We start from the raw sequence: 26,542 nt of genomic DNA, 5'->3' as shown, positions 1-26,542 counted from the left end.
AGCTTCTCATGCCACCGCCTCGTTCAAAAACCCCTTGAGCATGTCGAGCGTATCGGCGTCCTCGATCGTCTTGTCGGTCCGCCAGCGCAGCATGCGCGGAAAGCGCACCGCGATGCCCGATTTGTGGCGTGGACTCGCCTGAATGCCCTCGAAGCCGATCTCGAACACGAGCGTCGGCGTGACGCTGCGCACCGGACCGAATTTTTCGATGGTCGTCTTGCGCACGATTGCATCGACCTTGCGCATTTCCTCGTCGGTCAAGCCGGAATAGGCCTTGGCGAACGGCACCAGTGTGCGCACGCCGTCCGCTTCGTCCCAGACCGCGAAGGTGAAATCCGTGTAGAGGCTCGCGCGCCGGCCGTGGCCGCGCTGGGCGTAGAGCAAGACGGCGTCGATGGCGTAGGGATCGATCTTCCACTTCCACCAGGTTCCCGACGCCTTTGTGCGGCCGACGCCATACATCGACATGCGCTCTTTCAGCATGAGCCCTTCGACACCGCGCGCGCGGCTTTCGTCGCGCAAGCCGGCGAGCGTCTCCCAATTGGGCGCCACCACGAGCGGCGACACGCGCAAGACATCCACCGCGAGCGATGCCGCCAGCGCATCCAGCTTCGCACGACGCGTTTCCAAAGGCTCGGTGCGCAGGTCGCGGCCATCGGCTTCGAGCAGATCGTAGGCGAGCATCGCGACGGGAGAATCGGCGAGCACTTTCTTCGTCAGCGACTTGCGCGTGATGCGCGGCTGCAGACGCGCGAACGGCAGCGGTGCGTCCGCGCCCGGTTCCCACGCGAGAATCTCGCCGTCGATCACGGTGCCGTCGGGCAGTGCGGCGCCAAGCGCGGCAAGCTCCGGAAAGCGCTCCGTGACGAGATCCTCGCCGCGCGACCAGATCCACACGCGGCCCGCGCGCTTGACGATCTGCGCGCGAATGCCGTCCCACTTCCATTCGGCGATCCAGTCCGATGGCGCGCCGAGCGTCGCCGGATCGATTTGCAACGGATGCGCGAGAAAGAAGGGAAACGGCAAGCCGATATCGCTTTCGTGCGGGGTATCGACGTCATCGCCTTCGGCTGTCGGCGCGATCAGCCGAAGATAACGCGCCGCGCTCGGGCTTTGGCGCGAATCGGTCCAGCCGACCATGCGTTGCGCGATGCGCTTGTGATCGACGCCCGCCACTTGCGCGAGCGCGCGCACGACGAGTTGCCGCGCGACGCCCACACGAAAACCGCCGCCGATCAGCTTGGTGAGCAGGAAGCGCTCGCCCCAGTTGAGTTCGTCCCAGTAACCGAGCAGCCGCTCGCGCAACTCCGCCGGCGACACGCCACGCAAGGTCAGCACGCGCTCCTCGATCCATTGAGCAAGCCCGAGTTCCGATTCGCGCGAGGCGGGCGGGAGCACGTGCGCAATCGTCTCCGCGAGATCGCCGACGGCCTGATACGACTCCTCGAAGAGCCAATCCGGCAGACCCGCGCGTTCGCGGGCGAGTTCGGTCAAAAGGCGCGTCGGCACCGACTGGCGCGGCTTGCCGCCTGCAAGGAAGTACGACGCCCACGCCGCGTCTTCGGCTGCGGCGCCCGAGAAGTAGGCGATCAGCGCTTCGAGCTTTTCGTTCGTCGATGTGGTGGCGTCGAGCGCCGTATAGAGCGTCGCGAAGCGTTTCATTGCGGCGCCGTCTCGGCTGACGCGTCGGTCGCGGCTGGCGCAGAGACTTCGGCGGGCGCATCGGCGGCATCGGCTTCGATGGCGTCGTCGCCGTATTCGGTCGTGAACGCGCCTGCTTCGAGACCTTGCTCGGTGAGCCAGCGCACCATCGGCTCGATCTGTCCGTGCGTGACGATCACGCGTTCCGCGCCCGTCGCGCCTATCGCGAGTTGCAGGCCCGGCCAGTCCGCATGGTCGGACAACACGAAGCCGCGGTCCACGCCCTTGCGCCGCCGCGTGCCGCGCAGACGCATCCAGCCGGACGCGAAGGCATCGCTGTAATCGCCGAAGCGGCGCATCCACGTGCTGCCTTGCGCGGATGGTGGCGCGACGATCAGCGCGCCCTTGAACTCGGCCTTGTCGCGCGCGGCGATTTCACTGACGAGGCGCGTCGGCGGCAGGTCGACACCCGCATCGCGATAGGCGCGATTCAGCGGCTCGACCGCGCCATGACAGAAGATCGGCCCGATACTCCTGTCGATGCCCGCGAGCACATGCTGCGCCTTGCCGAACGAATAGCAGAAGAGCACGGAAGCGCGGCCTTCGGCGGCGTTATGCCGCCACCATGCATCGACGCCATCGAACACGGCCTTGGACGGTTCCCATCGATAGATCGGCAAGCCGAAGGTCGATTCCGTGATGAAGGTATCGCAGCGCACGGGCTCGAAGGGCGCGCAAGTCGGATCGGGCTCGACCTTGTAGTCGCCGGATGCGACCCACACGCGGCCGCCGTGCTCCACGCGCACTTGCGCCGAGCCGAGCACATGTCCGGCGGGATGCAGCGAGACGGTCACGCCATTCACGTCGATGCTCTCGCCATAAGGCAGACCTTGAACGTCGATGCCCGGAAGGCGCGACTGCAACACGCCCAGTCCCGCTTCGGCGGTGAGATAGCGCGCATGTCCGAAGCGTGCGTGGTCCGCATGCGCGTGTGTGATCACGGCGCGTTCGACCGGTCGCCACGGGTCGATATAGAAGCCGCCCGGCGGGCAAAACAGCCCTTCGGGCCGCGCGACGATCAGGTCGGAGGAGGTGTCCACGAGACGTTGAGGCATGCAGCTTGCCAATAGTGTTCGATTCCGACCACAAAAGCACGCCACGTGCCCGTCATGGTGCTTTCACGATTAACCGCTAGGGTGTAAAAGTTTAACTGACTCATCTATCGCCGCTTCATCTCGCGATACGCGCGCACGGGGCGCGCGCCGCTCGTCTTTTTGGTGCCGAACATGGATACGATCGTAGCGCCGACCGCCGCAGAAGCGGTCTGGATCGTCAGGCTGCAAGGCCATCCTCAGTACGACTTCGTGCGCCTGAAACGGGTCTTCAACGACCCGGGTTCCCGCCATCAGGTCGTACTCGTCGATGTCAGGAAACTGCTCGAATGCGCCAATCGCGACGACACCGACTACGTGCTCAAGGCCGTCACCGACTGGCACGCGGGCAAGGTGCGCGGTATCCGCGAGTTTCTCGACCCGGACAATCCGCGTGTGCCGGAGATGCCTTACGTGACCATCAGCGTGCGCCGCTCGTCGGGTTTTCTAGGCTTGCTGGGCGTGCATCGTGAGGGTGTGATCGCGTTTCGCAACGGGCAGCATCGCGCGCGCTATCTGGCTCATGCGGGCGCGCTTTGCATGCCGGTGGAAGTGCACGAGCGCGAAGCGGCCATGCTGCTTGCCATGTGCGCCGCGCCCGGCGAAGCGAGCGCGGAATACGGCGATATGTGATTGCGCCGGTCAGGCGGCGGGGGCATCGACCAGATTACGCGGCGTGCCGTTCGCCCATGCGATGAGGTTGCCGAGCGTGGTCGATGCAATCTCGATCAACGCCTCGCGCGTAAAAAACGCCTGATGCGCGGTAATGATGACGTTCGGAAACGTGAGGAGACGCGCGAGCACGTCGTCCTGAAGCAAGTGGTCCGAATGGTCTTCGAAGAAAAGACCGCCTTCTTCCTCGTAGACATCCAGTCCGAGATGCCCTAACTGGCCGCTCTTCAACGCGCCGATCAACGCATTGCTTTCCACGAGCCCGCCGCGACCGGTATTGATGAGCATGGCGCCGCGCTTCATGCTTGCGAGCGCGCGTTCGTCGATCATGTGATAGGTCGCGGGCAGGAGCGGACAGTGCAGCGAGACGACATCGGAGTTCGCGAGCAGTTCGTCCAGAGCGACATAGCGCGCGCCGCGTTCGAGCAGGTCCGTGGCGGGCGGTCCTGGATCGTAGGCGAGCACCTGCATGCCGAAGCCCGCCATGATCTTGCCGAACGTGCGCCCGATGATACCCGTGCCGACCACGCCGACGGTCTTGCCATACAGATCGAAGCCGAGCAGGCCGTTGAGCGAGAAATCGCCTTCGCGCGTGCGCGCCACCGCACGATGCAGCCGGCGATTGAGCGTGAGGATCATGCCGGCCGCGTGTTCCGCCACCGCATGCGGCGAGTACGCGGGAACGCGCGTGACGGCGATGCCAAGGCGCTTGGCCGCATGCAGATCGACATGATTGAAGCCCGCCGAGCGCAATGCGACCAGACGCGTGCCGCCTGCGTGGAGCTTTTCGAGTACGGCGGCGTCGACGAGATCGTTGACGAACGGGCAGACGGCCGTGAAACCTTGCGCAAGGATGGCCGTCTGCGCGTCGAGATGAGCTTCGCGAAAATCGAGCTCGACGCCGAACGATTCGTTAGCCTGACAAAACGTATCGGCGTCGTACTGACGGCTGCTAAAGAGAATGAGGCGATGGGAATGGGCGCTCGACATGTTTCGTCACAGGCAAGAATCGACGCGTACCGGCCTGTGAGATAAGCCGCACGCCTTGGGGTCAGTGGTGGGTCGCCGAGGTGACGGCAGGCGTCACGCCTGCGCCCGGTGCGGGCTTAAAGGCGGGGGGCGTCGGCCGATAGATTTCATCTGGCTTGGACGATGCCGAGGTCACTTCCTGAGTGAGCCTTTCAAGCGCGTAGTCGATGAAAAAGCGCGTCTTGGCAGGCAGATATTGACGTCCCGGATAGACGATCGACACTTTCATCTCCGGGTCGTCGATGGTGTACTCGGGCAAGAGCCGCACGAGCGTGCCGTCTGCGATATCTCGGTTGACGATGCCTTCGGGCAGGATCGAAAAGCCCATGTCACGCATCGTCGCGAGGCGCACCATCAGCGCACTGTTGACCGAGTAGACGGGAGCGAGGGCAACTTGGTCCGCTGCTCCATGGCGGTGCCGGAAATGCCAGGAAGAGCTTCGTATCTCGCTGGGTAGCCCAACGGACGGCATGGACTGTAGATCGGTTGGCGTGGCGGGCGTGCCGTGTTCAGCGAGATACGCGGGCGTGGCAACGGGCACGAGCGCGTTATTGCCGACGGGACGTTCCACGAGCGCGGTGCTCGACACCATGAACGCGGTGACGATTCCCACGTCATAGCCGTCTTCGACGAGATCGACGTGACGTTCGGCGAGCGTCAGGCGCACATTGACTTTCGGATAAAGCTTTCTGAATCCGTCGATTAACGGAGTAAGGGTTAGGAGTGAAAGCGCGCTCGATGCCACCACGCGCAAAGTGCCGCTAGGTTCGCCTTCAGTATGGGTAACTGCCGACTCAAGATGATCCAGTTCTTCCAGCAGAGCCCGACAGCCTTCGAGATAGCGTGTGCCGGCTTCCGTGAGAGAAAGATTTCGCGTGGTCCGGTTAATCAAACGCGTTCGCAAATGCGCTTCGAGCATGGCAATTGCCCGTGTCACCAAGGCATTTGAGACGTCTAGTTGCTGGGCGGCTCGTCTGAAGCTTTCGGTATCGGCTACCCGAACGAAAACTCGCATTGCATGGATCTGATTCATTGTGCAGCCCTCAGGTTGTACAGCGATGGAGGGAGTTAGGCGCATCCAAAGATACGGCCGTTCACTTTTGTTGACCCTCGTTTTGTTCTTTAAACGGATAATATTGACAGGACGAAAGAAATGCAATATTTAATTTTCTAAGGTAAATCGAGTAATTGCGCACGTGACGGGTTTTTATTTCGGTTTTTCGAAGATGTACAGGCTTGATGGTTGATTTTTATACGAATCTGCTCGCGAAGGTGCGATATCGCACGGAACTGCGCTTATGCAAGCTGGCTAAGCCATAACGAACTTGTATGAAGTATTGTGCGGATACTAAAAAGCAGCATTCTAATTAACCGTGAGATTAGTAATGCGTTAATGTTAAGAAACATACCGCCGCTCTGCCGAAATGGATAAAATCCAATCGGGATTTTCCCGGCCTATGTGTTAATAAATAAATCCCCAGGTTTGTCGACAATCAACCGGATCTACACCAACCATGCTGTGGACTCTGTTAAAGGCGCAACCGGAAATAGCCCTCTTCGCGAGTCTCGCGATTGGTTTTTTTATTGGTTCTTTCAAACTCGGGCCGATTCAGCTCGGCGGCGTTTGCGGCACGCTCATCGTCGCATTGATTCTCGGGCAAAGCGGCGCGCGAATTTCCCCCGATCTGAAAAATATCGCTTTTGCGCTGTTTATCTTTGCGCTCGGATTCACGGGCGGCCCGCAGTTTTTCGCGAATGTCGGACGCGGCTGGCGCTACGGCATCCTCTCACTCGTGGAAGTCGTCGTAGTGGTGGCGCTCGTGCTCCTGAGCGTGCGCCTGCTCAGGCTCGATCCAGGCACGGCGGCGGGACTTCTGGCCGGCGGCGCCACCGAATCGGCCGTGATCGGCACGGCGTCCGAGGCCATCGGGCGGCTTGGGCTTCCGGCCGCGGAAATCGCGCGCTTGCAGGCGAATATCGTGACCGCGTACAGCGTGAGCTACTTGTTCGGGCTCGTCACGATCGTGCTCTTTTCGAGCCAGTTCGCGCCGCTCATCCTGCGCGTTAATCTGCGCGATGAAGCCGAGCGCGTGTGGCGCAAGCTCGGTGGCGACGGCGCGCTGTCCGAAGGGCAGACGCTTGCCGCGCCGCCTCTCGCCGGACGCGAACTGAAAGTGACGGCGGGCGCGGGCCAGTCCATCGGCGATCTTGAAAAGCGCTTCGGCAACAACATCAGCGTGCAGCGCGTGTTGCGCGACCGCTCGGTCATCAAGGCGCAGCCGTCGGTCATCTTGAAGGCGAACGACCGCGTGATGGTCGGCGGCCGCCGCGAGGCGATCGTCGAGGCACTGCCCGCCATCGGCGAGGAAGTGTTCGGCGGCGGCGTCTCGGATGTCTACGTCGAGAAAGTCGATGTCATGCTCACAGCGCGCGCGCTGCACGGCCTCACGCTTGCCCAGGCGCGCGCCCGCGCCGCGCCGGGCGAAGGGCGCGGCGTCTTCGTCGCGGCCGTGACGCGACTGGACAGCACCATTCCCGCGTTGCCCGGCACGCAACTGCATCGCGGCGATGTGCTGACGCTCGTCGGCAACAAGGAAGATGTCGCGCGCGGCGCGTCGAAGCTCGGCTACATCATCCGCGCGACCCAAAAAACCGACTTCGTGTATCTCGGGCTCGGCGTGATCGCGGGCATCGCGATCGGGCGGTTTTCTGCGCGTGTCGGCGGCATCGACATCACGCTCGGCACGGGCGGCGGTTGTCTTCTCGCAGGTCTTCTGTTCGGCTGGATTCGTTCGCGCTATCCGGTGATCGGCTCGTTGCCATCCGCTGCCGCGCAGATTCTCAAGGACTTCGGGCTGTGCACCTTCATCGCGGCGGTGGGCTTGTCGGCGGGCGCCGACGCGCTGCGGCTGATTCGCGAATTCGGTATCGCGCTGCCGCTTGCGGGCATCGTCATCACACTGGGGCCCGCGCTCGCGTCGCTTTTTATCGGCAGGATGCTGCTCAAGCTCGAAGTGCCGATGCTGCTCGGCGCGATCGCCGGCCAGCAGTGCAGCACGCCCGCCATCAGCGCGCTCGTCGGCGTGACGGGCAACGCGACGCCCGTGATCGGCTACACCATCACCTATGCGATCTCGAACGCGCTGCTGCCGCTGCTCGGGCCGCTCGTCGTCGGGCTGGCGAGCAAGCTCGGCTGAAGGGGACATCGACATGGAATGGCTGCACCTCGTCTTTCAGAAGTCGCCCGAAACGGCGCTCTTTCTTTCGCTCGCGGCGGGTTATCTCATCGGCCAGGTCAACTTCGGCAAGTTCCAGCTGGGCGGCGTGGGCGGCTCGCTGCTCGCGGCAGTGGCGATCAGCCAGATCGGCGTGCAAATCGACAATGGCGTGAAGGCGGTGATGTTCGCCGTGTTCATCTATGCGGTCGGCTACGACTCCGGGCCGCAGTTCTTCAATTCGCTCAATCGCAAGACGCTGCGCGAAATCGCGATGGCCGTGTTTCTGGCCGTCTCCGCGCTCGTCACGGTGATCGTCTGCGCGAAGGTCTTCGGATTGAACAAGGGACTCGCGGCCGGACTCGCGGGCGGGGCGCTGACGCAATCGGCGATCATCGGCACGGCGGGCGACGCCATCGCGCGGCTCGGCTTGCCGGCCGCCGAAGCGAAGGCGCTCCAGTCCGATGTCGCCATTGCCTATGCCGTGACTTACGTCTTCGGCTCGCTCGGCGCGATCATCGTCTGCGTGAACATCCTGCCGAAGTTCATGGGACAGAGCCTGAAGGAAGCATCCGTCGATGCCGAGCGGCAGCTTGCGGGCGGCGGCGCATCCGGGCCCGCGGCGGGCCAGGTTTCCGCGTTGCCCGCGCTCGTCGGGCGGGCGTTTCGCGTGACGGCGGCAAGCGGCGCGGCGGGCCGCACGGTGGCCGACCTCGAAATGGCCGAAGCGGACATGATCACCATCGAGCGCATCCGGCGCGGCGGCAAGGCGCTCGAAGCGCGCCCCGACGTCATGCTCGCGGCAGGCGATATCGTGCTCGTCGTCGGACGGCGCGAAGTAATGGTGAGCGCGGCGGCGCAACTCGGCGAGGAAGTCGCGGACACCGACGGCATCAGCGTCGTCATGCAGAAGCGTCAGGGCGTGTTCACCAAGCGCGGCATGAACCGCACGACGATCGCCGCGCTGCGCGCGACCGTGGATCGCGACATGCGGCACGGCGTCTATATCCAGGAGATTTCGCGCGCCGGTTTGCCTATGCCCGTGCTGCCGGAAACGCGCCTCGAACATGGCGATGTGATCACCGTCTACGGTTCGCCGCAAGACACGAAGCGCGCCGTCGATGCCGCCGGTTACGAGCTTCCCTTTACCGACAAGACCGACTTCATCTACATGGGCGTGGGTATCGTGCTGGGACTGCTGATCGGGCTGATCGTGGTGCGCGTGGGCGGCATACCGATCACGCTCGGCTCGGGCGGCGGCTGTCTGCTCACGGGCCTTCTGTTCGGCTGGATGCGCGGCAAGCATCCGATGTATGGCGTCATGCCGCCCGCCGCATCGCAATTGCTGAAGGACTTCGGGCTGGCCGCGTTCGTCGCGGTGGTCGGCTTGAACTCGGGCTTGCAGGCGGTCGTGACGGTGAAGCAAAGCGGCGTGACCATCTTTCTGCTCGGCGTATTCGTCACGCTGTTTCCGCTTCTTCTCACGATGCTGTTCGGCCGATATGTCCTGCGCTACGACAACGCGGCGGTTTTCGCGGGCGCGCTGTCGGGGTCGCGCAGTGCGAATCCGGCGTTCGGCGGCGTGCTCGACAAGGCGGAAAGCCCGGTGCCGACGGCTGCGTTCGCCGTCACCTACGCGCTTGCGAACGTGCTTCTGACCTTGCTCGGGCCGCTCGTCGTCGGACTGGTCTAGCGAAGACCTGGAGTGCTCCTTGCGACATAATCGGCCTTCAGCACAAGGAGGCTTTCCATGGCGCACACACTGCCAACCGTCACGTTGCCGAACGGCGAAACCATTCCAAAGCTCGGCCAGGGAACCTGGGAGATGGGCGAACGCCCGAACACCCGCAAGACCGAGATCGCCGCATTGCGCGAGGGCGTGGAACTCGGCATGACGCTCATCGATACCGCCGAAATGTACGGCGATGGCGAAAGCGAAAAGCTGATCGCCGAAGCGCTCGGCGACCGGCGCGAGGACTTGTTCATCGTCAGCAAGGTGTATCCGCATAACGGCAATGAACGCGGCGTGCAGAGCGCGTGCGAGCGCAGCCTGAAGCGACTGGCGACGGACCGCATCGATCTTTACTTGCTGCACTGGCGCGGCGGCGAGGATCTGGAAGGCGTGATCGCGGGCTTCGAAAAACTCAGGCGCGATGGCAAGATTCGCCACTGGGGCGTGAGCAACTTCGACACCGACGACATGGAAGAACTTTTTTCGCTCGATCACGGCGATGCCTGCGCAACCGATCAGATTCTCTATAACGTCGCGCGTCGTGGACCGGAATTCGACCTGCTGCCGTGGTTGCGCGAGCGCCGCATTCCGGCGATGGCGTATAGCCCCGTCGATCACGCGCGTCTGCCGAGGGGCGGGGCGCTGGAGAAGATCGCGGCGGCGCGCGGCGTATCGGCGTTTCAGGTCGCGCTCGCGTGGGTGCTGCAACAGCCGCAAGTCTTCGCGATTCCTAAAGCCGCGGATATTGCGCATATCCGCGAGAATCGCGCGGCGCTCGACCTTGCGTTGTCGGCGAATGAACTGGCGGATATCGATCAGCAGTTCAAGCCGCCAAAAGCGAAGCGCGGGTTGGAGATGCTTTGAGCGGGCTCAAGTGCAAAGCACGTGCAAGTCACGTGCAAGCGTGATGCAAATGCACCGACCCCAGCACCGCCACTTCAGCCGGCGTGCGCTTGAGATCAGCTTCGTTCACCTGTTTCGCATCGGTGAGGAAGTCATCGACGATCGATGACACCGACGTATCCGTCAGGCACAGCGACACGCGCTTGGTGTCGCCATCCTGCAGCGACGCGCGTTGCGACAGGAACAGCACGCCGTACTGATAACCCCGCACGATGCCGCGCACGGCGCCCACGCACTGACCTTGCGCGGTGTTGTCGCCCTTCTGGGCGCATTGCTGCGCGAGCGAATAAGCAGTGAAGCTCTGGTCGATGGCGGCAGGCGCCGCCGTCTGCGCGTGAGCGGCAGCGGAACCGAAGGCACAAGCTGCGGCGAGAGCGAGCGAGAGAGTGGGTTTCATCGATTGAATCCTCGTTGTTTTGAGAGTGAACCGATGAGAGGCGCAAACACGCACTTTGGTTCCGGGCGCGCGGCGCTTAAGTCACCTTTTCGGGACTTTGCAGCGCGCGCAGCTCCTCGACCGGAATATGACAGTGAATGGCATGACCGTGCCCCGCATCGCGGCAAGGCGGAGCCTCGCGTTCGCAGACGTCGCCGATCTTGCGCGGACAGCGCGTGTGGAACACGCATCCCGAAGGCGGATTCGCCGCACTAGGCAACTCGCCCGACAAGCGAATGCGCTCGTTTTGCACGGGCGCGCTTTCGAGCGCGGGCACCGACGAGAGCAATGCTTCGGTGTACGGATGCTGCGGCCCCGTGAAGACATCCGCCGCGCGGCCGATCTCCATGATGCGTCCGAGATACAGCACCGCAATCCGATCCGACAAATAGCGCACGACGTGCAGATCGTGCGAGATAAACACGTAGCTCACACGCCGTTCGCGCTGCAAGTCCGCCAGCAGATTGAGGATGGCGGCCTGCACGGAGACATCGAGCGCGGAAGTCGGCTCGTCGCAGACGACGACGCGCGGATCGCCCGCAAAAGCACGCGCGATCGCCACGCGTTGCTTCAACCCGCCGGACAACTGGCGCGTGCGCGAGCCGAGATAGCGCTCCGGCAGACGCACGGCTTCGGTCAGCGATTGCAGGCGCTTTTCCTTCGCTTCGCCACGCAGCGACGCGAGTTTCGACAGCGAACGCGCAATCAGCCGGCGCACCGAATGCGCGCGATTGAGCGCCGAATCCGGGTTCTGAAACACGATCTGCAGCGACTTCACCTGCTCGTCGCTGCGCCGCGTGACGCGTTCGGGCAGATGCTGGCCGTCGAGTTCGAGCGTCGCGCCCTTGTCCGGCGAGACGAGGCCCAGCAGCAGCTTGGCGAGCGTGGTTTTGCCGCTGCCCGATTCGCCGACCAGTCCGAGTGTTTCGCCTTGCACGAGGTCGAGCGAGACATCGTGAACGGCGCGCACTTCTTCATCGCCGACATGGAAGGTTTTGGACAGGTTGCGTGCGGTGAGCGCGAGCGTCGGTTGCGCTCGATGATCGAGTGGAGGCGCGGCGGGCGTTTCGTCGGTCGAACGCGGCAGCATTTCCGCGCGTTCGTGATAGTGACAGCGCGCCATCTGATCGCCGTGCGCGGCACTCATCCGATACGGCGGCGGCGCTTCCTTGAGACACCGTTCGTCGGCGAGCTTGCAGCGCGCGGCGAAGATGCACCCTTGCGTCACCGATCCCGGCAGCGGCAACGAACCGGGAATGGTGTCGAGCCGGCCGTTTTCCTTGCTGCGGCCACTCGTCGGCAGACAGCGCAACAGGCCCACGGTGTATGGATGGCGCGGCTTTGCGAAGACATCGGCGGTTGCGCCTTCCTCGACGAGCTTGCCCGCATACAGCACGCCGACGCGCTCGCACATGCGCCCGATCACCGCGAGATTGTGGCTGATGAACAGCACGGCGGTGCCGAGTTCCTCACGCAATTGCGCAATGAGATCGAGCACTTCAGCTTCGACGGTGGCATCGAGACCGGTGGTGGGTTCATCGAGAATCAGCAGTTCGGGATTGCAGGCAAGCGCCATGGCGATCACCACGCGCTGCTGCATGCCGCCCGACAGTTGATGCGGGTAGCTTTCCATCACCCGTTCGGGCGATGCAATACGCACACGCCGCAGCATCTCCACCGTGCGCTCGAGCGCGTCGCTTTCAGAAGCGCCCGAAGCCTCGAAGGCTTCGGACACTTGCCGCGCGACGGTCAGCGACGGATTCAACGCGCGCCCCGGGTCCTGATAGACCATGGAGACGGCATCGGCACGCATTTCGCGCAGGGCGTCGGCGGACAGCGCGGAGACATCGCGCCCGGCTATCGAGATGCGGCCTGACTTTACGCGGCCGTTCTTCGGCAAGTAGCGCAGCACCGCGAGCGCCGCCGTCGACTTGCCGCAGCCGGATTCGCCGACGAGTCCGTACGCTTCGCCACGCCGCACGCGCAAGGAGACGTCCTGCAGCACTTCGCGCTCGCGTCCGCGCGAACGGTAGGCCACCGTCAGTCCGACGATGGTGAGCGCGTCGGTCGCTTCGCCCTTGGCGGCGCCGAACGTGGGAAATGCCGATGGCGGCGGTCCGTTCATCGGTCGAGCACTCCTTGCACGGCATCCGCGACGAGGTTGACAGCGACGACGAGCGAGGCAATGGCGGCGGCATCGAACACGACCGTCCACCACGCGCCGCCCGCCATCAGCGTATAGCTTTCGGACAACGCAAGTCCCCAGTCGGCGGACGGCGGCTGAATGCCGAATCCCAGGAACGATAGCGTCGCGACCGCGAAGATCGCGTAGCCGAGCCGCACGGTGGCTTCGACGATGATTGGCGGCAGCACGTTCGGAAGAATCTCCGCGAACATGATGTAAAGCGCGTTCTCGCCGCGCAACTGCGCCGCCATCACGTAGTCGAGATGGCGTTCGCCCAGCACGGCGGCGCGTACCGTGCGCGCGGTGATCGGCGCGAAGGTCAGGCCGATCACGATAATCACCGTCGTATTGCTCGCGCCCACGGCGGCCAGCGCCAGCAGCGCGACGATGACGAGCGGCAGCGCGAGAAGGGCGTCGATAGCGCGGCCGACGACGGCATCGACCCAGCCGTCGAAGTAGCCGACCACGAGGCCGATGGCCGTGCCCGCAGCCGTGCCGATGAGTGTCGCGAGCGGCGCGATGGTGAGAATGTCGCGCGACCCGACGATCACGCGCGCGAACACGTCGCGGCCGAGCTGATCGGTGCCGAACCAGTGATCGCCGGAAGGCGGCGCGAGCGAGTTCAAGGGATCGGAAGCGTAGGGATCGATCGGCACGGCATGCTGACCGAACAAGGCGCACAGCACCCAGAAGAGCAGGATCGACACGCCGACGACGAAGGTCGCCGAGCGCAACAGCGCGAAAAGCGCCTCGAAGCGCTTCGGTTTGACGGGAGCGAGGGCTTGCGTGCTCATCGCCCATCTCCCGACGAATCCGCCGTGCGCAGACGCGGATTCAGCACGACGTAAAGCGCATCCGCGATCAGATTCGCCGCCGTGTAGATCACGCCGATGCTGAGTACGCCTGCTTCGAGCATCGGGAAGTCCTTGGCCTTCGCCGCGTTGTAGATCAGCGAGCCGATGCCCTGATAGTGGAAGAGAGTCTCCACGACGACCAGCCCGCCGATCATGTAGCCGAGCTGCGTCGCGGCAACCGTCACGGTTGGCAGAAGCGCATTGCGCAGCACGTGCCGCCAGATCACGATACGGCGCGGCAAGCCCTTGAGGATTGCGGTGCGCGTGTAGTCGGCATCGAGCGCTTCGACGGTGCCCGCGCGCGCCATCCGCGCGATATAGCCGAAGAACACGAAGACGAGCGGCAGCACCGGCAGGATCAGATGCTGCAATTGCGTGAGAATGCCGGCATCGGCGCTGGCGCTTGCTTCTATCGGCAGCCATTGCAGCCACACGCCGAAGATGAGGATCAGCACGATCGACGAAACGAATTCCGGCACGACCGTCAGCGTGAGTCCGCCAATGCTGATGATCCGGTCGATCCAGCGCCCCGCGTGCAGCGCCGCATACACGCCGCCTGCAATGCCGAGCGGCACCACGACGATGAACGCCAGCGCGCCGAGCTTCGCCGAATTCCACAGCGCCTCGCCGATAAACGGTGCAACCGGCGCGCGAAACGCATACGACTCGCCCATGTCGCCGCGCAGGAAATGCGTGATCCACGCCGAATATTGCGTGAGAAGCGGCCGGTCCACGCCGAGCTGATGATTCAGCGCGGCGACAGCGCGCGCATCCGCGAGCGGGCCGAGAATGGCGCGGCCGACATCGCCCGGCAGCAACTGGCCGCCGGCGAAGACGATCATCGACAAGAGCCAGAGCGTGACGAGCGCAAGCAGCACGCGCACGCCGACGAAGCGCAACACGCGGCGTGCTTTCGCGCCGCCGTTGCGCGCCGGCCCCATGCGGGTCGAGGGCGTGATCGTGCTCATCCTCGCGAACCTCCTTTAAGCCGCCGACACCGTCGCCCGGTCGAACCACATCTGCGAAATCGCATTGAAGCGCACGCCCGAAACATTGGCGCGCGTGACGATCAGCTGGTCGTAGAAGTACGGGATGATCACGGGCGTTTCATCGAGCAACAGACGCTGAATGTCGCCCGACACTTTCTTCTGCGATGCCACGTCGAGCGAGGCCACGAATTGCGCGACGAGTTTGTCGTAAGCCGGATTCTTGAAGTGCGCCGCGTTCCAGGTGCCGTCGCTCGTGAGCGGCGCATTGAGGAACACGTTCGGCACGCCGCGATGCCCGTAGTCCGTGATGCCGAGCGGCGAATCCAGCCAGTCCGACTTGCCGAACGTGCCCGAGCCGTAATACAGATCCTGACTTTCGACCTTCAGCGTGATGCGGATGCCCACGGCCTTGGCCGCGTTCTGCACGACGACCGCGAGGTCAGGAATTTCCATGTACTTTTCGGTCGTGAGCGTGATGTCGAAGCCGTTCGCCACGCCTGCCTCGCCGAGCAGTTGCTTGGCCTTCGCAACATCGAGATGGCGCTGCGGCACGGAAAGATCGCTCGACGGAAACACGGGCGCAAACGGGCTGTCGTTGCCGACGGTCGCGCGGCCCTTGAACAACCCTTTCACGATGACTTCGCGATTGATCGCCAGCGCCAGCGCCTGGCGCACGCGCTTGTCCTTGAACGGGCCGGTGTCGCAGCGCATGTGAATCTGCCGATGCGAGCTCGACTTCGCGCCCAGTACCTTGAACTGCGAATTGCTCAGGATCGAGACGCCGCCTTGCACGGTGAAGTCGCCCATGACATCGGCCTGGCGGCCTTGCATGGCAAGAAGCTGCGCCTGATGGTCCGCATAGAACGAGAAGTTCACGCGGTCCGGCAGCGCTTTTGCGCCCCAGTAGTCGGGATTGCGCACGAACGACGCGCCAACTTTCGGCGTGTACTTTTCGAGCTTGAACGCGCCCGTGCCCATGAAGGTCTTCTCGTACGAACCCGTGAAATTCGCCGGGAGAATGACGGCGTTGTAGTTGTCGGACGAAACGTAATAGGGGAAATTGCCGTTGGGCGCGTCCAGATGAAACTCGACGGTGTGATCGTCGATGGCCTTCGCGGAATCCTTCGACAGCACGCCTTTCAGAACCGAGAGCGCGGCCGAACCGGCGTTCGGATCGGCCAGGCGGTTGAAGGTTGCGGCCACGTCCTTGGCGGTCATGGTCTGGCCGTCGTGGAACTTCACGTTCTGGCGCAGTTTGAAAGTCCAGACATCGCCCTTCGCATTCGACGACCACGACAGCGCGAGCGCGGGATTGAGCGCCAGCTTTTCGCTGTCGTCGTCGATCAGGAATTCGCCTGTCTGATTGATGAGCGCGAGACCCGAGGCATCGGTGACGGTGAGCGGATCGACGGCGCCCGCGGGCGTCAGATGCGCCACGCGAATGGTGCCGCCCGGCTTGGCCGCGGCCTGAGCGCGAGCGTTCGTCGCGCCGAGTCCAAGCAAGCCGCCAGCCGAAAGCGCGATACCCAGCACGCTCGCATGCCGCAATAACTCGCGGCGCGTAAGCCGGCCTGCCTTGAATTCGTCGATCGCATGATTACCCAGTTCGCCCGCATGAGTGCGCGCTGCGTCGAGGTGATGTGCGTCGGTCGAGGATTTCTTCATCGGTGGTCGTTCCGTATGCGGGTTGTCGTTATGCGTTCGGCCACGCGAAAAGCGTTGCCGCGTCGTTTCGAGGAAGCAAGGAACGGGCCGCATGCCAAGGCGTGCGGCCGGTATGTCAATGATCGTGCGGATGCTTGTGGATCGGGTCGACCCAGAAGACTTCTTCGGGCGCTTCCACGGCATCGATATTCAGGTTCACGACGACGGCTTCGTTGTCGCTGCGCACGAGCACGCATTCGAGCGGATCGTCGGTGCTCGCGTTGATTTCCTGATGCGGCACGTAAGGCGGCACGAAGATGAAGTCGCCCGGACCGGCTTCGGCGGTGAATTCGAGGTGTTCGCCCCAGCGCATGCGCGCCTGTCCGCGCACGACGTAGATCACGCTTTCGAGCGCGCCATGATGATGCGCGCCGGTCTTCGCATTCGGATGGATCGTGACCGTGCCCGCCCAGATTTTCTGCGCACCGACGCGCGCCGCATTGATCGCGGCCGCGCGGTTCATGCCCGGCGTCTGCGCGGTGTTGGTGTCGAGCTGGTCGCCCTTGATGACCTTGACGCCGTGCTCGCGCCAATCGGTGTGATGTGCGTCGCTCATAGTGGTCGTGATGGTCGTGGTGATCGCGTCGGGTTTGTCGTTTTGGTCTGCGGATAAAAAAAGTCCGTTGCCGCCACCAACAACGCGCGAGCAACGGACTTCCGATATTACACGTCTTAAGCGGCGATCATTTTCCTTTGGAATTGATGATCGCTTCGGACACGTTGGACGGCGTCTCGGTGTAGTGCTTGAACTCCATCGTGTAGGTCGCGCGGCCTTGCGTGAGCGAACGCAGCGAAGTGGAGTAGCCGAACATCTCGGCCAGCGGCACCTCGGCGCGCACGATCTTGCCGCCGCCGCCCGCGATATCGTCCATGCCCTGCACGATGCCGCGACGGCTTGACAGATCGCCCATCACGTTGCCCATGAACTCCTCGGGCGTTTCCACTTCGACGGCCATGGTCGGTTCGAGCAGCACCGGCCGCGCGCGGCGCATCGCTTCCTTGAACGCGATGGAGCCTGCCATGCGGAAGGCGTTTTCGTTCGAGTCGACATCGTGATAGGAACCGAAGGTCAGCGTTACTTTGGTGTCGACGACAGGATAGCCCGCCAGCACGCCTGCCTTGAGCGTTTCCTGAATGCCCTTGTCGACCGCCGGGATGTATTCGCGCGGAATCACGCCGCCCTTGATGGCATCGACGAATTCGTAGCCCTTACCCGGGTCCGGTTCGAGCGTGATGACCGCATGGCCGTATTGGCCGCGCCCGCCCGATTGCTTGACGAACTTGCCTTCCACGTCCGTGACCTTGTTGCGCACCGTCTCGCGATACGCCACTTGCGGCTTGCCAACCGTCGCTTCGACGCCGAACTCGCGCTTCATCCGGTCGACGAGAATTTCAAGGTGCAGTTCGCCCATGCCGGAGATGATGGTCTGACCGGATTCCTCGTCGCTCGTGACGCGGAATGAAGGATCTTCCTGCGCAAGCCGGTTCAGCGCGATACCCATCTTTTCCTGGTCGGCCTTCGTCTTCGGCTCGACGGCCTGCGAGATCACCGGTTCCGGGAAGATCATCCGTTCGAGGATGATGACGTGGTTCGGATCGCAGAGCGTGTCGCCCGTGGTCGCTTCCTTGAGACCGACCGCCGCCGCGATGTCGCCCGCGCGCACTTCCTTGATTTCCTTGCGCTCGTTGGCGTGCATCTGCAGGATACGGCCGAGGCGTTCCTTCTTTTCCTTCACCGGGTTGTAGACCGTATCGCCGGAATTCACGACGCCCGAATACGTGCGGAAGAAGATCAACTGGCCGACGAACGGGTCCGTCATGATCTTGAAGGCGAGGGCGGCGAACGGCTCGTCATCGCTCGGATGGCGTTCCGCTTCCTGGTCGTCTTCCGTATGGCCAAGGATGGCGGGCACGTCCACCGGCGACGGCAGATAGTCGATCACCGCGTCGAGCATGGCCTGCACGCCCTTGTTCTTGAACGCGCTGCCGCAAAGCATCGGCACGATTTCGTTCGCGATGGTGCGCTGCCTGAGCGCCGCCTTGATTTCTTCCTCGGTCAGGCTTTCGTGGTTCTCGAGGTACTTCTCGAGCAGTTCCTCGTTGGCTTCGGCGGCGGCCTCGACCATCTTGCCGTGCCATTCGTGCGCGAGTTCCTTGAGGTTGTCGGGAATCTCCGCATAGGTGAACTTGATGCCCTGGCTGTCGTCGTCCCAGAGAATGGCCTTCATCTTCACGAGATCGACCACGCCCTGAAAGTGATCTTCCGCGCCGATAGGAATTTGAATCGGCACGGCCACGCCCTTCAGACGCTCGCCGATTTGCCGCTGCACGCGGAAAAAATCCGCGCCGACGCGGTCCATCTTGTTGACGAACGCAATGCGCGGCACCTTGTACTTGTTCGCCTGACGCCACACGGTTTCCGACTGCGGCTGCACGCCGCCGACCGAGTCGTAGACCATGCACGCGCCATCGAGCACGCGCATCGAGCGTTCGACTTCGATGGTGAAGTCGACGTGTCCCGGCGTATCGATGATATTGATGCGGTGTTCAGGATAATTGCCCGCCATGCCTTTCCAGAAGGCCGTGGTTGCAGCCGACGTGATCGTGATGCCGCGCTCCTGCTCCTGTTCCATCCAGTCCATCGTGGCCGCGCCGTCGTGCACCTCGCCGATCTTGTGCGTCACGCCGGTGTAGAAAAGAATGCGCTCGGTGGTGGTGGTCTTGCCGGCGTCGATGTGAGCGCTGATGCCGATATTCCGGTAGCGCTCGATGGGAGTCTTGCGGGGCACGTGAACCTCCTTTGGAGTAGTAAGCCCTGGCGGCATGCGCATATTCCGTGCACGCCGCCACACGATTGCCGTCCGGGCTCGCAACGGCATCGCGATAATCTTTTTAGGATAGCGCGTTGGCAAGGTCTTTGCAGGAAACTCGCTGGAACGCTCCTGCGGCAATCGAAAAGGCTCGGAGACGGCCATATGCGGCCGGTATGGACGAAAAAAAGGCGCGTTCACGTGACGCGCCTCTTTATCTTTCCAGCAGTTGCCGCGATTACTGTGCGGCCGGCAAGCCCGAAATCTTCGTTCCCGGCTTGATGCCTTTGGCCGTGAACCAGCCCTTGCTCATTTCGAGGGCATAAACGCCGTTGTTGCGCGGGCAATGGTTGTTCTCGGTTTCGGCTTGCATCTCGTCGATGTCGGTGACGGTGCCATCCGCGCGAATGAACGCGATCGACAGCGGGATCAGCGTGTTCTTCATCCAGAAGCAGTGGACCGCGTTTTCCTGAAACACGAAGAGCATGCCTTCGTTCGATGCAAGCTGCGTGCGATACATGAGGCCTTGCTCGCGATCAGCGTCGTTGGCGGCGACAGCGGCATCGATCACGAACATGCCGGCGGTGAGTCTTGCGCGGGGGAAATCGGAAGGTTGCTTGGCACCGGGCGGCATGGTCTGCGCTTGTGCAAGCGGCATTGCCGCAAACGGCAACAACAACGCAATAGTTAATGCTCGCACGGCGGCAAGCGCGCGGCTCGCAATGCGCGAACGCCAATTTGAGTGATTCGGACCGAATGAAGACTTCAAAGCATGAAACAACGGAATCACGACGATGCTCCTTATCAAGAATCGATGCGCCGAGAATCCGGCAGGCTCACGGCAAACTCGCGAATGTTACTCGAAGCGCGTGCCATGAGGCGAGTCGATAAAACAAAAGGGCAGATGCCGTGTTGGCCATCTGCCCTTCAACGCCGTAAAGACGGCGATATTGCTCGTTATTGATTTTGCAGGTAATGCAACATCGAACTTCGCTATACCGCCTCTTACAACGAACTTACTGAGCTGCCGAAGCGGCTTCCGGTGCCGAAGCGGCAGCCTTCTTGTGCGCGTGCTTCTTCGAGCTCTTGTGCGACTTGTGAGCCTTCTTTGCCGGTGCCGACGAAGCAGCAGCCGGAGCAGCAGCTTCCGGTGCCGATGCTTGTGCGAATGCAGCCGTTGCGAACAGGCCAGCGACGAGAGCAGCGATCAGTTTGTTCATTTGTGAATCCTCTAGCTTGAGTTGATTAACCAAACGACCCGGTCATGGAGTCATGTCGGTAAACGAGCCATCCACCTTTCGGTTGACAGTCGTATCGATGATTTGGTCTTCGATACAGCTGTGAGCGCTTTGACCTTTCAAATACCCTGGAGCACACAGCATATTCAATTGGTTTATCGCTCATGCCGGATAGCTTTGTTCGGCATCTGCGGTCCTTAACGCATCGCGTGAAGACTCGGTTGACGTCGTTTGAAAGAGATTTGCAAACGCGCGGCAAAAAGTTTCTCGGCGCTTTGCACGCGTGCTTACACGACACGCCATTTAAACGCACGACGTGACGCTTATCGTCGATAAAGCTTTAAGCGCGTCGCCACGGCGCACGCGCATTCACCTCGATGCATTCGCCCGGCGCGAGTCCGAGCGCGAAGATATCGAGTGCGCCGACAGCCACGCGCACGAGCCGCAACGTCGGATAGCCCACGGCTGCGGTCATGCGCCTGACCTGCCGGTTCTTGCCCTCGGTGATGGCGAGCTCGATCCACGTCGTGGGGATTGCCGCGCGATAGCGGATCGGCGGATTGCGCGGCCAGAGCGCGTCGCTATCTTCTTGGGCGACGAAGGCGCATTGGCACGGACGCGTCACGTAGTCGCCCAGATCGACGCCTTTCGCGAGATGCGCGAGCGCGGCATCGTCAGGGGCGCCTTCCACTTGCGCCCAATAACGCTTGACGAGCTTGTGACGCGGCTCGGCAATACGCGCCTGCAACGCGCCATCGTCGGTGAGTAATAGCAGGCCTTCGCTGTCGGCGTCGAGCCGGCCCGCCGGGTACACGCCCGGCGTCTTTACCCAGTCGCCGAGCGAGGGACGCGTTTCGTGCGCGGAAAACTGGCAGATGGTGCCGAAGGGTTTATTGAGCGCGATGAGCGGCATCGGAGGAAGGCGCGGCGGAATTCGAAGCGGCATCTTAATGCATAATGAGCCGCCCCCAATCCTGACGCGAGCCGACGCAAGCGCGACGCCAGGCTTCGAACGGCGACCGGCTGTACTCGCGCGTGGTTAGAATGCTGTTCTGGCCATGCTCGCGGGCGCCGTCGACGTTCATGGTCCGCGAATCGTCCGCACTATCGCGCCAGCTTCCATTCGAGCCCGGCCTTCTTTGGAGTCGACCATGCCGTATCAGCACATCCAGGTTCCGGCGGACGGTGAAAAGATCACCGTCAACGCGGATTACTCGCTCAACGTCCCGGATCAGCCGATCATCCCGTATATCGAAGGTGACGGTACGGGCGTCGACATCACGCCGGTCATGATCAAAGTGGTCGATGCGGCGGTCGAGCGGGCCTACGGTGGCAAGCGCAAGATTCAATGGATGGAGATCTTCGCGGGCGAGAAGGCGACGCGCGTCTACGGTCCCGACGTCTGGCTGCCGGACGAAACGCTCGACGTGGTGAAGGAGTACCTCGTGTCCATCAAGGGACCGCTCACGACGCCGGTGGGCGGCGGCATTCGCTCGCTCAACGTCGCGCTGCGCCAGCAGCTGGACCTCTACGTTTGTCTGCGGCCGGTGCGCTACTTCAAAGGCGTGCCTTCGCCCGTGCGCGAGCCAGAAAAGGTCGACATGGTGATCTTTCGCGAGAACTCGGAAGACATCTATGCGGGCGTTGAGTGGCCCGCCGAATCGCCGGAAGCGAAGAAGGTCATCCAATTTCTGCGCGAGGAAATGGGCGTGAAGAAGATCCGCTTTCCGGACTCGTCGGGGCTCGGCATCAAGCCGGTGTCGCGCGAGGGCACCGAGCGGCTCGTGCGCAAGGCAATTCAATACGCCATCGACAACGAGCGCCGCTCGGTTTCTCTCGTGCACAAGGGCAACATCATGAAGTTCACCGAGGGCGCGTTCCGCGATTACGGCTATGCGCTCGCGCAGAAGGAGTTCGGCGCGGAACTTATCGACGGCGGCCCTTGGATGAAGGTGAAAAATCCGAAGACGGGTGGCGATATCGTCGTCAAGGACGTGATCGCGGATGCGTTCCTTCAGCAGATTCTTTTGCGCCCCGCCGAATACGACGTGATCGCCACGCTGAACTTGAACGGCGATTACATTTCCGATGCGCTCGCGGCGCAGGTCGGCGGGATCGGCATTGCGCCGGGCGCCAATATGTCGGACTCGGTTGCAATGTTCGAAGCCACTCACGGCACCGCGCCGAAGTACGCCGGCAAGGATTATGTGAATCCGGGATCGGAAATTTTGTCCGCCGAGATGATGCTGCGTCATCTCGGCTGGACCGAGGCGGCGGATCGAATCATCGATTCAATGGAACAATCCATTCTGTCCAAACGCGTTACTTACGACTTCGCGCGTCTCATGGAAGGCGCGACGCAAGTTTCGTGTTCGGGTTTCGGCGAAGTAATGATCGAGAATATGTGACTGCGCGGCCGCAACGAATCACCGGCATTTGCATTAAAACCCCAAGGGCTTAAAGTCTTTGGGGTTTTGTCTTTGGTAAAACGCGTAGAAACAGGCAATAAAAAAACCCGGCCTGGGCCGGGTTTCAAAGGCTTTGCGCTTCTTACGGTCAGTCCGCGTCTCAGACAGTGTCCTGGATGTTGGAAGCCTGCTTGCCCTTCGGTCCCTGGACGATCTCGAAGGAGACCTTCTGGCCTTCCTTGAGCGTCTTGAAACCGTTCATTTGAATCGCCGAGAAATGTGCAAACAGATCCTCGCCGCCTTCATCGGGCGTGATGAATCCGTAACCTTTCGCGTCGTTAAACCATTTGACCGTACCAGTAGACATTCGTACATCCCCTCTAACTCTTGTCGCAACCAGAGCACGCTCGAAAAGCTCGTCGGCCACCCCACTTTGTGAACCGCGTCCTCCTCACTAGCTCACCTCGGCTCTTTTTCTGTTTCCGGAGGCCCCCGGAAAAAAGTGCCAGTTTGATTGTTGAATCTCTTAAATCGGGTGTCAAGGAAATTTTGAGATGGCCGTTAAGCTCGTTGTGTATGTCGCATTCGTAGGGTAATTCCTGCATTGCGTGTGCGCAGCCGCCCAAGCAAGCCATCTTGAAAAGTCGCATAATCGTCTCACTTGTGTGGTAACCCGGCGGCCCCCGGCACCCGGCGTGCAGTTTGTTTTTTTTGAAGCTGTGCGATACTGGTTTCAACGAGGTGCAAGCGGGCCGCGCTGACGTGATAAGCAGCGGCAGGATTGAATGGACGTTCCATCTGTGAGCGTTGCAGCCAGCAGTAATATCGACCGGGTGACCGGCGCTGGTGCGACGATTGCGGTGGAATCGGTGTTGTTTAGAATGGGTGTATGGCGACAAATCCCAACAAGCAGGACGGCACGGTACTTGAGCGGCAGGAGCAGAAGCTCAAGCAGCCGGCGATGTACAAGGTAGTGCTGCTGAACGACGACTTCACGCCGATGGAATTCGTCGTGATGATCGTGCAGGAATACTTCAATAAGGATCGTGAGACTGCGACGCAGATCATGCTGAAGGTTCATCGCGAAGGCAGGGGAGTTTGTGGGGTCTACACGCGAGACATTGCGTCGACCAAAGTTGAGCAAGTCGTTAGCCATGCACGGCAGGCGGGTCATCCGCTGCAGTGCGTGATGGAGGAAGCATGATTGCCCAGGAACTGGAAGTCAGTCTGCACATGGCGTTTATGGAAGCACGTCAGGCGCGGCATGAGTTCATTACGGTCGAGCATCTCTTGCTCGCCCTTTTGGACAATCCGACCGCGGCTGAGGTGTTGCGTGCCTGCGCAGCCAACATTGAAGATTTGCGTCAGAACCTGCGCAATTTCATTCATGACAACACGCCGACCGTGCCCGGCACGGACGACGTCGATACTCAGCCGACGCTTGGTTTCCAGCGCGTGATTCAACGCGCGATCATGCATGTGCAATCGACCTCGAACGGCAAGAAGGAAGTGACCGGCGCGAATGTGCTCGTCGCGATCTTCGGCGAGAAGGATTCGCATGCGGTCTACTACCTGCAACAGCAGGGCGTGACGCGTCTCGATGTCGTGAATTTCATTTCGCACGGTATTGCCAAGAGCAGTAGCGGCGATGCGGCCAAGGCGAGCAGCGAGGCGAATCCGGAGTCGGAAGACGCCGCGGCGCAGAAGGAAACGCCGCTCGCACAATTCACGCAAAACCTCAACCAAAGCGCGAAGGACGGCAAGATCGATCCGCTGATCGGCCGCGAGTCCGAAGTCGAGCGCGTGGTGCAGGTGCTGTGCCGTCGCCGCAAGAACAATCCGCTGCTGGTCGGCGAAGCGGGCGTGGGTAAGACCGCGATTGCGGAAGGCCTCGCCTGGCGCATCACGCGCGGCGAAGTGCCGGACATTCTGGCCGACGCTCAGGTCTACTCGCTCGATATGGGCGCGTTGCTGGCGGGCACGAAGTATCGCGGCGATTTCGAGCAGCGTCTCAAGACGGTATTGAAGGAACTGAAAGAGCGTCCGCACGCCATTCTGTTCATCGACGAAATTCATACGCTGATCGGCGCTGGCGCGGCTTCGGGCGGTACGCTCGACGCGTCGAACCTGCTGAAGCCGGCGTTGTCGTCGGGACAGTTGAAGTGCATTGGCGCGACCACGTTCACCGAATATCGCGGCATCTTCGAGAAGGACGCGGCGCTTTCGCGGCGTTTCCAGAAGGTCGATGTCACCGAGCCTTCGGTCGAGCAGACAGTTGCGATTCTGCGCGGTTTGAAGTCGCGTTTCGAAGAGCACCACGGCGTGAAATATTCGTCGGGCGCGCTGTCGGCGGCTGCTGAACTGTCGGCGCGCTTCATTACGGATCGTCATCTGCCGGACAAGGCGATCGACGTGATCGACGAAGCGGGCGCGGCCCAGCGCATTTTGCCGAAGTCGAAGCAGAAGAAGACTATTGGAAAGAGCGAGATCGAAGAGATCATCTCGAAGATCGCGCGCGTCCCGCCGCAAAGCGTGTCGCAGGACGATCGCAGCAAGCTGCAGACGCTCGATCGCGACCTGAAGGCGGTCGTGTTCGGTCAGGATCCGGCTATCGATGCGCTGTCGGCGTCGATCAAGATGGCGCGTGCGGGTCTTGGCAAGATGGACAAGCCGATCGGCGCGTTCCTGTTTTCCGGCCCGACCGGTGTCGGCAAGACCGAAGTCGCGAAACAACTGGCGTTCACGCTGGGTATCGAGTTGCTGCGCTTCGACATGTCGGAATACATGGAGCGTCACGCGGTGAGCCGGTTGATCGGCGCGCCGCCGGGCTACGTCGGGTTCGACCAGGGCGGTTTGCTGACCGAGGCCGTCACGAAGAAGCCGCATTGCGTGCTGCTGCTGGACGAAATTGAGAAGGCGCATCCGGACATCTATAACGTGCTGTTGCAGGTGATGGACCACGGCACCTTGACCGACAACAATGGCCGCAAGGCGGACTTCCGCAATGTCATCATCATCATGACGACGAACGCGGGCGCCGAGGCCATGGGCAAGGCGGTGATCGGTTTCACCGCGAAGCGCGAGTCGGGAGACGAAATGGCCGACATCAAGCGGATGTTTACGCCTGAGTTCCGCAACCGGCTGGATCAGATCATCAGCTTCCGTTCGCTGGACGAGGAAATCATCCTGCGCGTGGTCGACAAGTTCCTCATGCAACTGGAAGATCAGCTGCACGAGAAGAAGGTCGACGCGGTCTTTACCGACGCCCTGCGCAAGCATTTGGCGAAGCACGGTTTCGATCCGCTGATGGGCGCGCGACCGATGCAGCGTCTGATTCAGGACACCATCCGCCGCGCACTCGCCGACGAGTTGTTGTTCGGCAAGCTGCTGAACGGTGGTCGCGTAACGGTGGACGTCGATGCGGAAGACAAGGTGCAACTGACCTTCGACGAAAACACGGCTCCGCCGCGTAATCCGAATCCGGAAGCGATCGAGGTAGATTGATTTTTTTGCGGTTGAAGACAAAAACGGCGCGGATTGAATCCGCGCCGTTTTTTTTACGCTTCTCGCCCAGA

The 26,542-nt window shown here is 62.0% G+C and carries 22 protein-coding genes; 7 read left to right on the top strand and 15 right to left on the bottom strand.

Annotation, left to right across the window (positions count from 1 at the left end; genetic code table 11):
* Window positions 1-6 precede the first annotated feature (6 nt).
* On the bottom strand, window positions 7-1,662 hold the full coding sequence (locus tag ACYQ47_RS33440) for an ATP-dependent DNA ligase (RefSeq protein ID WP_459909055.1): 1,656 nt from the start codon (window positions 1,660-1,662) through the stop codon (window positions 7-9).
* A complete protein-coding gene (locus ACYQ47_RS33435; protein WP_309961395.1) occupies window positions 1,659-2,756 on the bottom strand; it encodes a ligase-associated DNA damage response exonuclease in 1,098 nt (365 codons plus the stop codon). Before ACYQ47_RS33435 ends, ACYQ47_RS33440 begins: the two co-directional genes overlap by 4 nt.
* A 171-nt stretch (window positions 2,757-2,927) precedes the next feature.
* Between ACYQ47_RS33435 and ACYQ47_RS33430 the strand changes: the two genes are divergently transcribed.
* On the top strand, window positions 2,928-3,425 hold the full coding sequence (locus ACYQ47_RS33430) for a plasmid fertility inhibition factor family protein (protein WP_244827195.1): 498 nt from the start codon (window positions 2,928-2,930) through the stop codon (window positions 3,423-3,425).
* Between the two features lie 9 nt (window positions 3,426-3,434).
* Here the strand turns inward: ACYQ47_RS33430 and ACYQ47_RS33425 are convergent, their stop codons facing one another.
* A complete protein-coding gene (locus ACYQ47_RS33425) occupies window positions 3,435-4,454 on the bottom strand; it encodes a 2-hydroxyacid dehydrogenase (RefSeq protein WP_250491882.1) in 1,020 nt (339 codons plus the stop codon).
* A gap of 61 nt (window positions 4,455-4,515) precedes the next feature.
* Window positions 4,516-5,526: a LysR family transcriptional regulator gene (locus tag ACYQ47_RS33420; RefSeq protein WP_250491978.1), complete on the bottom strand. Its 1,011-nt coding sequence runs from the start codon at window positions 5,524-5,526 to the stop codon at window positions 4,516-4,518.
* Between the two features lie 481 nt (window positions 5,527-6,007).
* Between ACYQ47_RS33420 and aspT (ACYQ47_RS33415) the strand changes: the two genes are divergently transcribed.
* From aspT (ACYQ47_RS33415) to ACYQ47_RS33405, 3 genes are read left to right on the top strand one after another with little or no spacing between them, the layout of a single operon-like run.
* On the top strand, window positions 6,008-7,690 hold the full coding sequence (gene aspT, locus ACYQ47_RS33415) for an aspartate-alanine antiporter (protein WP_459909052.1): 1,683 nt from the start codon (window positions 6,008-6,010) through the stop codon (window positions 7,688-7,690).
* Window positions 7,691-7,703: 13 nt separating this feature from the next.
* Window positions 7,704-9,401 carry an aspartate-alanine antiporter gene (gene aspT, locus ACYQ47_RS33410; RefSeq protein ID WP_459909050.1) on the top strand — a complete coding sequence of 566 codons (1,698 nt, stop codon included), beginning with the start codon at window positions 7,704-7,706 and terminating at the stop codon, window positions 9,399-9,401.
* A gap of 57 nt (window positions 9,402-9,458) precedes the next feature.
* Entirely contained in the window at window positions 9,459-10,304 is an 846-nt protein-coding gene (locus ACYQ47_RS33405) for an aldo/keto reductase (protein ID WP_459909048.1), read from the top strand.
* A 28-nt stretch (window positions 10,305-10,332) separates the two neighbouring features.
* On the opposite strand, the gene ACYQ47_RS33400 is transcribed toward ACYQ47_RS33405, so the two are convergent.
* The 10 genes from ACYQ47_RS33400 to ACYQ47_RS33355 form a co-directional block, all read right to left on the bottom strand.
* Window positions 10,333-10,740, bottom strand: coding sequence for a hypothetical protein (locus ACYQ47_RS33400; RefSeq protein WP_250491885.1), 408 nt, complete (start codon window positions 10,738-10,740; stop codon window positions 10,333-10,335).
* Window positions 10,741-10,816: 76 nt separating this feature from the next.
* Complete coding sequence (locus ACYQ47_RS33395) at window positions 10,817-12,904, bottom strand: ABC transporter ATP-binding protein (RefSeq protein WP_459909046.1); 2,088 nt, start codon at window positions 12,902-12,904, stop codon at window positions 10,817-10,819.
* Window positions 12,901-13,758 carry an ABC transporter permease gene (locus ACYQ47_RS33390; RefSeq protein WP_244827202.1) on the bottom strand — a complete coding sequence of 286 codons (858 nt, stop codon included), beginning with the start codon at window positions 13,756-13,758 and terminating at the stop codon, window positions 12,901-12,903. Before ACYQ47_RS33390 ends, ACYQ47_RS33395 begins: the two co-directional genes overlap by 4 nt.
* Window positions 13,755-14,786 (bottom strand): ABC transporter permease, encoded by a 1,032-nt coding sequence (locus ACYQ47_RS33385; RefSeq protein ID WP_459909043.1) that lies wholly within the window; start codon window positions 14,784-14,786, stop codon window positions 13,755-13,757. The genes ACYQ47_RS33390 and ACYQ47_RS33385 overlap by 4 nt, the downstream gene beginning before the upstream one ends.
* Window positions 14,787-14,801: 15 nt before the next feature.
* Complete coding sequence (locus ACYQ47_RS33380) at window positions 14,802-16,472, bottom strand: ABC transporter substrate-binding protein (protein WP_309961383.1); 1,671 nt, start codon at window positions 16,470-16,472, stop codon at window positions 14,802-14,804.
* A gap of 115 nt (window positions 16,473-16,587) precedes the next feature.
* Window positions 16,588-17,067 (bottom strand): cupin domain-containing protein, encoded by a 480-nt coding sequence (locus tag ACYQ47_RS33375; protein WP_244827205.1) that lies wholly within the window; start codon window positions 17,065-17,067, stop codon window positions 16,588-16,590.
* 127 nt (window positions 17,068-17,194) lie between these two features.
* Complete coding sequence (gene fusA, locus ACYQ47_RS33370; RefSeq protein ID WP_250463444.1) at window positions 17,195-19,300, bottom strand: elongation factor G; 2,106 nt, start codon at window positions 19,298-19,300, stop codon at window positions 17,195-17,197.
* A 259-nt stretch (window positions 19,301-19,559) separates the two neighbouring features.
* A complete protein-coding gene (locus tag ACYQ47_RS33365) occupies window positions 19,560-20,102 on the bottom strand; it encodes a DUF192 domain-containing protein (protein ID WP_370652125.1) in 543 nt (180 codons plus the stop codon).
* A 235-nt stretch (window positions 20,103-20,337) separates the two neighbouring features.
* On the bottom strand, window positions 20,338-20,541 hold the full coding sequence (locus tag ACYQ47_RS33360; protein ID WP_244827208.1) for a hypothetical protein: 204 nt from the start codon (window positions 20,539-20,541) through the stop codon (window positions 20,338-20,340).
* Window positions 20,542-20,899: 358 nt separating this feature from the next.
* Complete coding sequence (locus ACYQ47_RS33355) at window positions 20,900-21,472, bottom strand: pseudouridine synthase (RefSeq protein WP_244827971.1); 573 nt, start codon at window positions 21,470-21,472, stop codon at window positions 20,900-20,902.
* A 238-nt stretch (window positions 21,473-21,710) separates the two neighbouring features.
* On the opposite strand from ACYQ47_RS33355, the gene icd reads away from it, so the two are divergent.
* Complete coding sequence (gene icd / locus ACYQ47_RS33350) at window positions 21,711-22,967, top strand: NADP-dependent isocitrate dehydrogenase (protein WP_244827209.1); 1,257 nt, start codon at window positions 21,711-21,713, stop codon at window positions 22,965-22,967.
* Window positions 22,968-23,127: 160 nt separating this feature from the next.
* Here the strand turns inward: icd and ACYQ47_RS33345 are convergent, their stop codons facing one another.
* Window positions 23,128-23,334, bottom strand: coding sequence for a cold-shock protein (locus ACYQ47_RS33345; RefSeq protein ID WP_244827210.1), 207 nt, complete (start codon window positions 23,332-23,334; stop codon window positions 23,128-23,130).
* A gap of 522 nt (window positions 23,335-23,856) precedes the next feature.
* On the opposite strand from ACYQ47_RS33345, the gene clpS reads away from it, so the two are divergent.
* Both clpS and clpA read left to right on the top strand, forming a co-directional pair.
* Complete coding sequence (gene clpS / locus ACYQ47_RS33340) at window positions 23,857-24,171, top strand: ATP-dependent Clp protease adapter ClpS (protein ID WP_244827211.1); 315 nt, start codon at window positions 23,857-23,859, stop codon at window positions 24,169-24,171.
* On the top strand, window positions 24,168-26,471 hold the full coding sequence (gene clpA, locus ACYQ47_RS33335) for an ATP-dependent Clp protease ATP-binding subunit ClpA (RefSeq protein WP_244827212.1): 2,304 nt from the start codon (window positions 24,168-24,170) through the stop codon (window positions 26,469-26,471). The genes clpS and clpA overlap by 4 nt, the downstream gene beginning before the upstream one ends.
* Window positions 26,472-26,542 lie beyond the last annotated feature (71 nt).

It is taken from the genome of Caballeronia sp. HLA56 (assembly GCF_054655155.1).
Note: the sequence above shows the minus strand (reverse complement) of the source record. Positions and strands in the feature narration are given on the sequence as shown.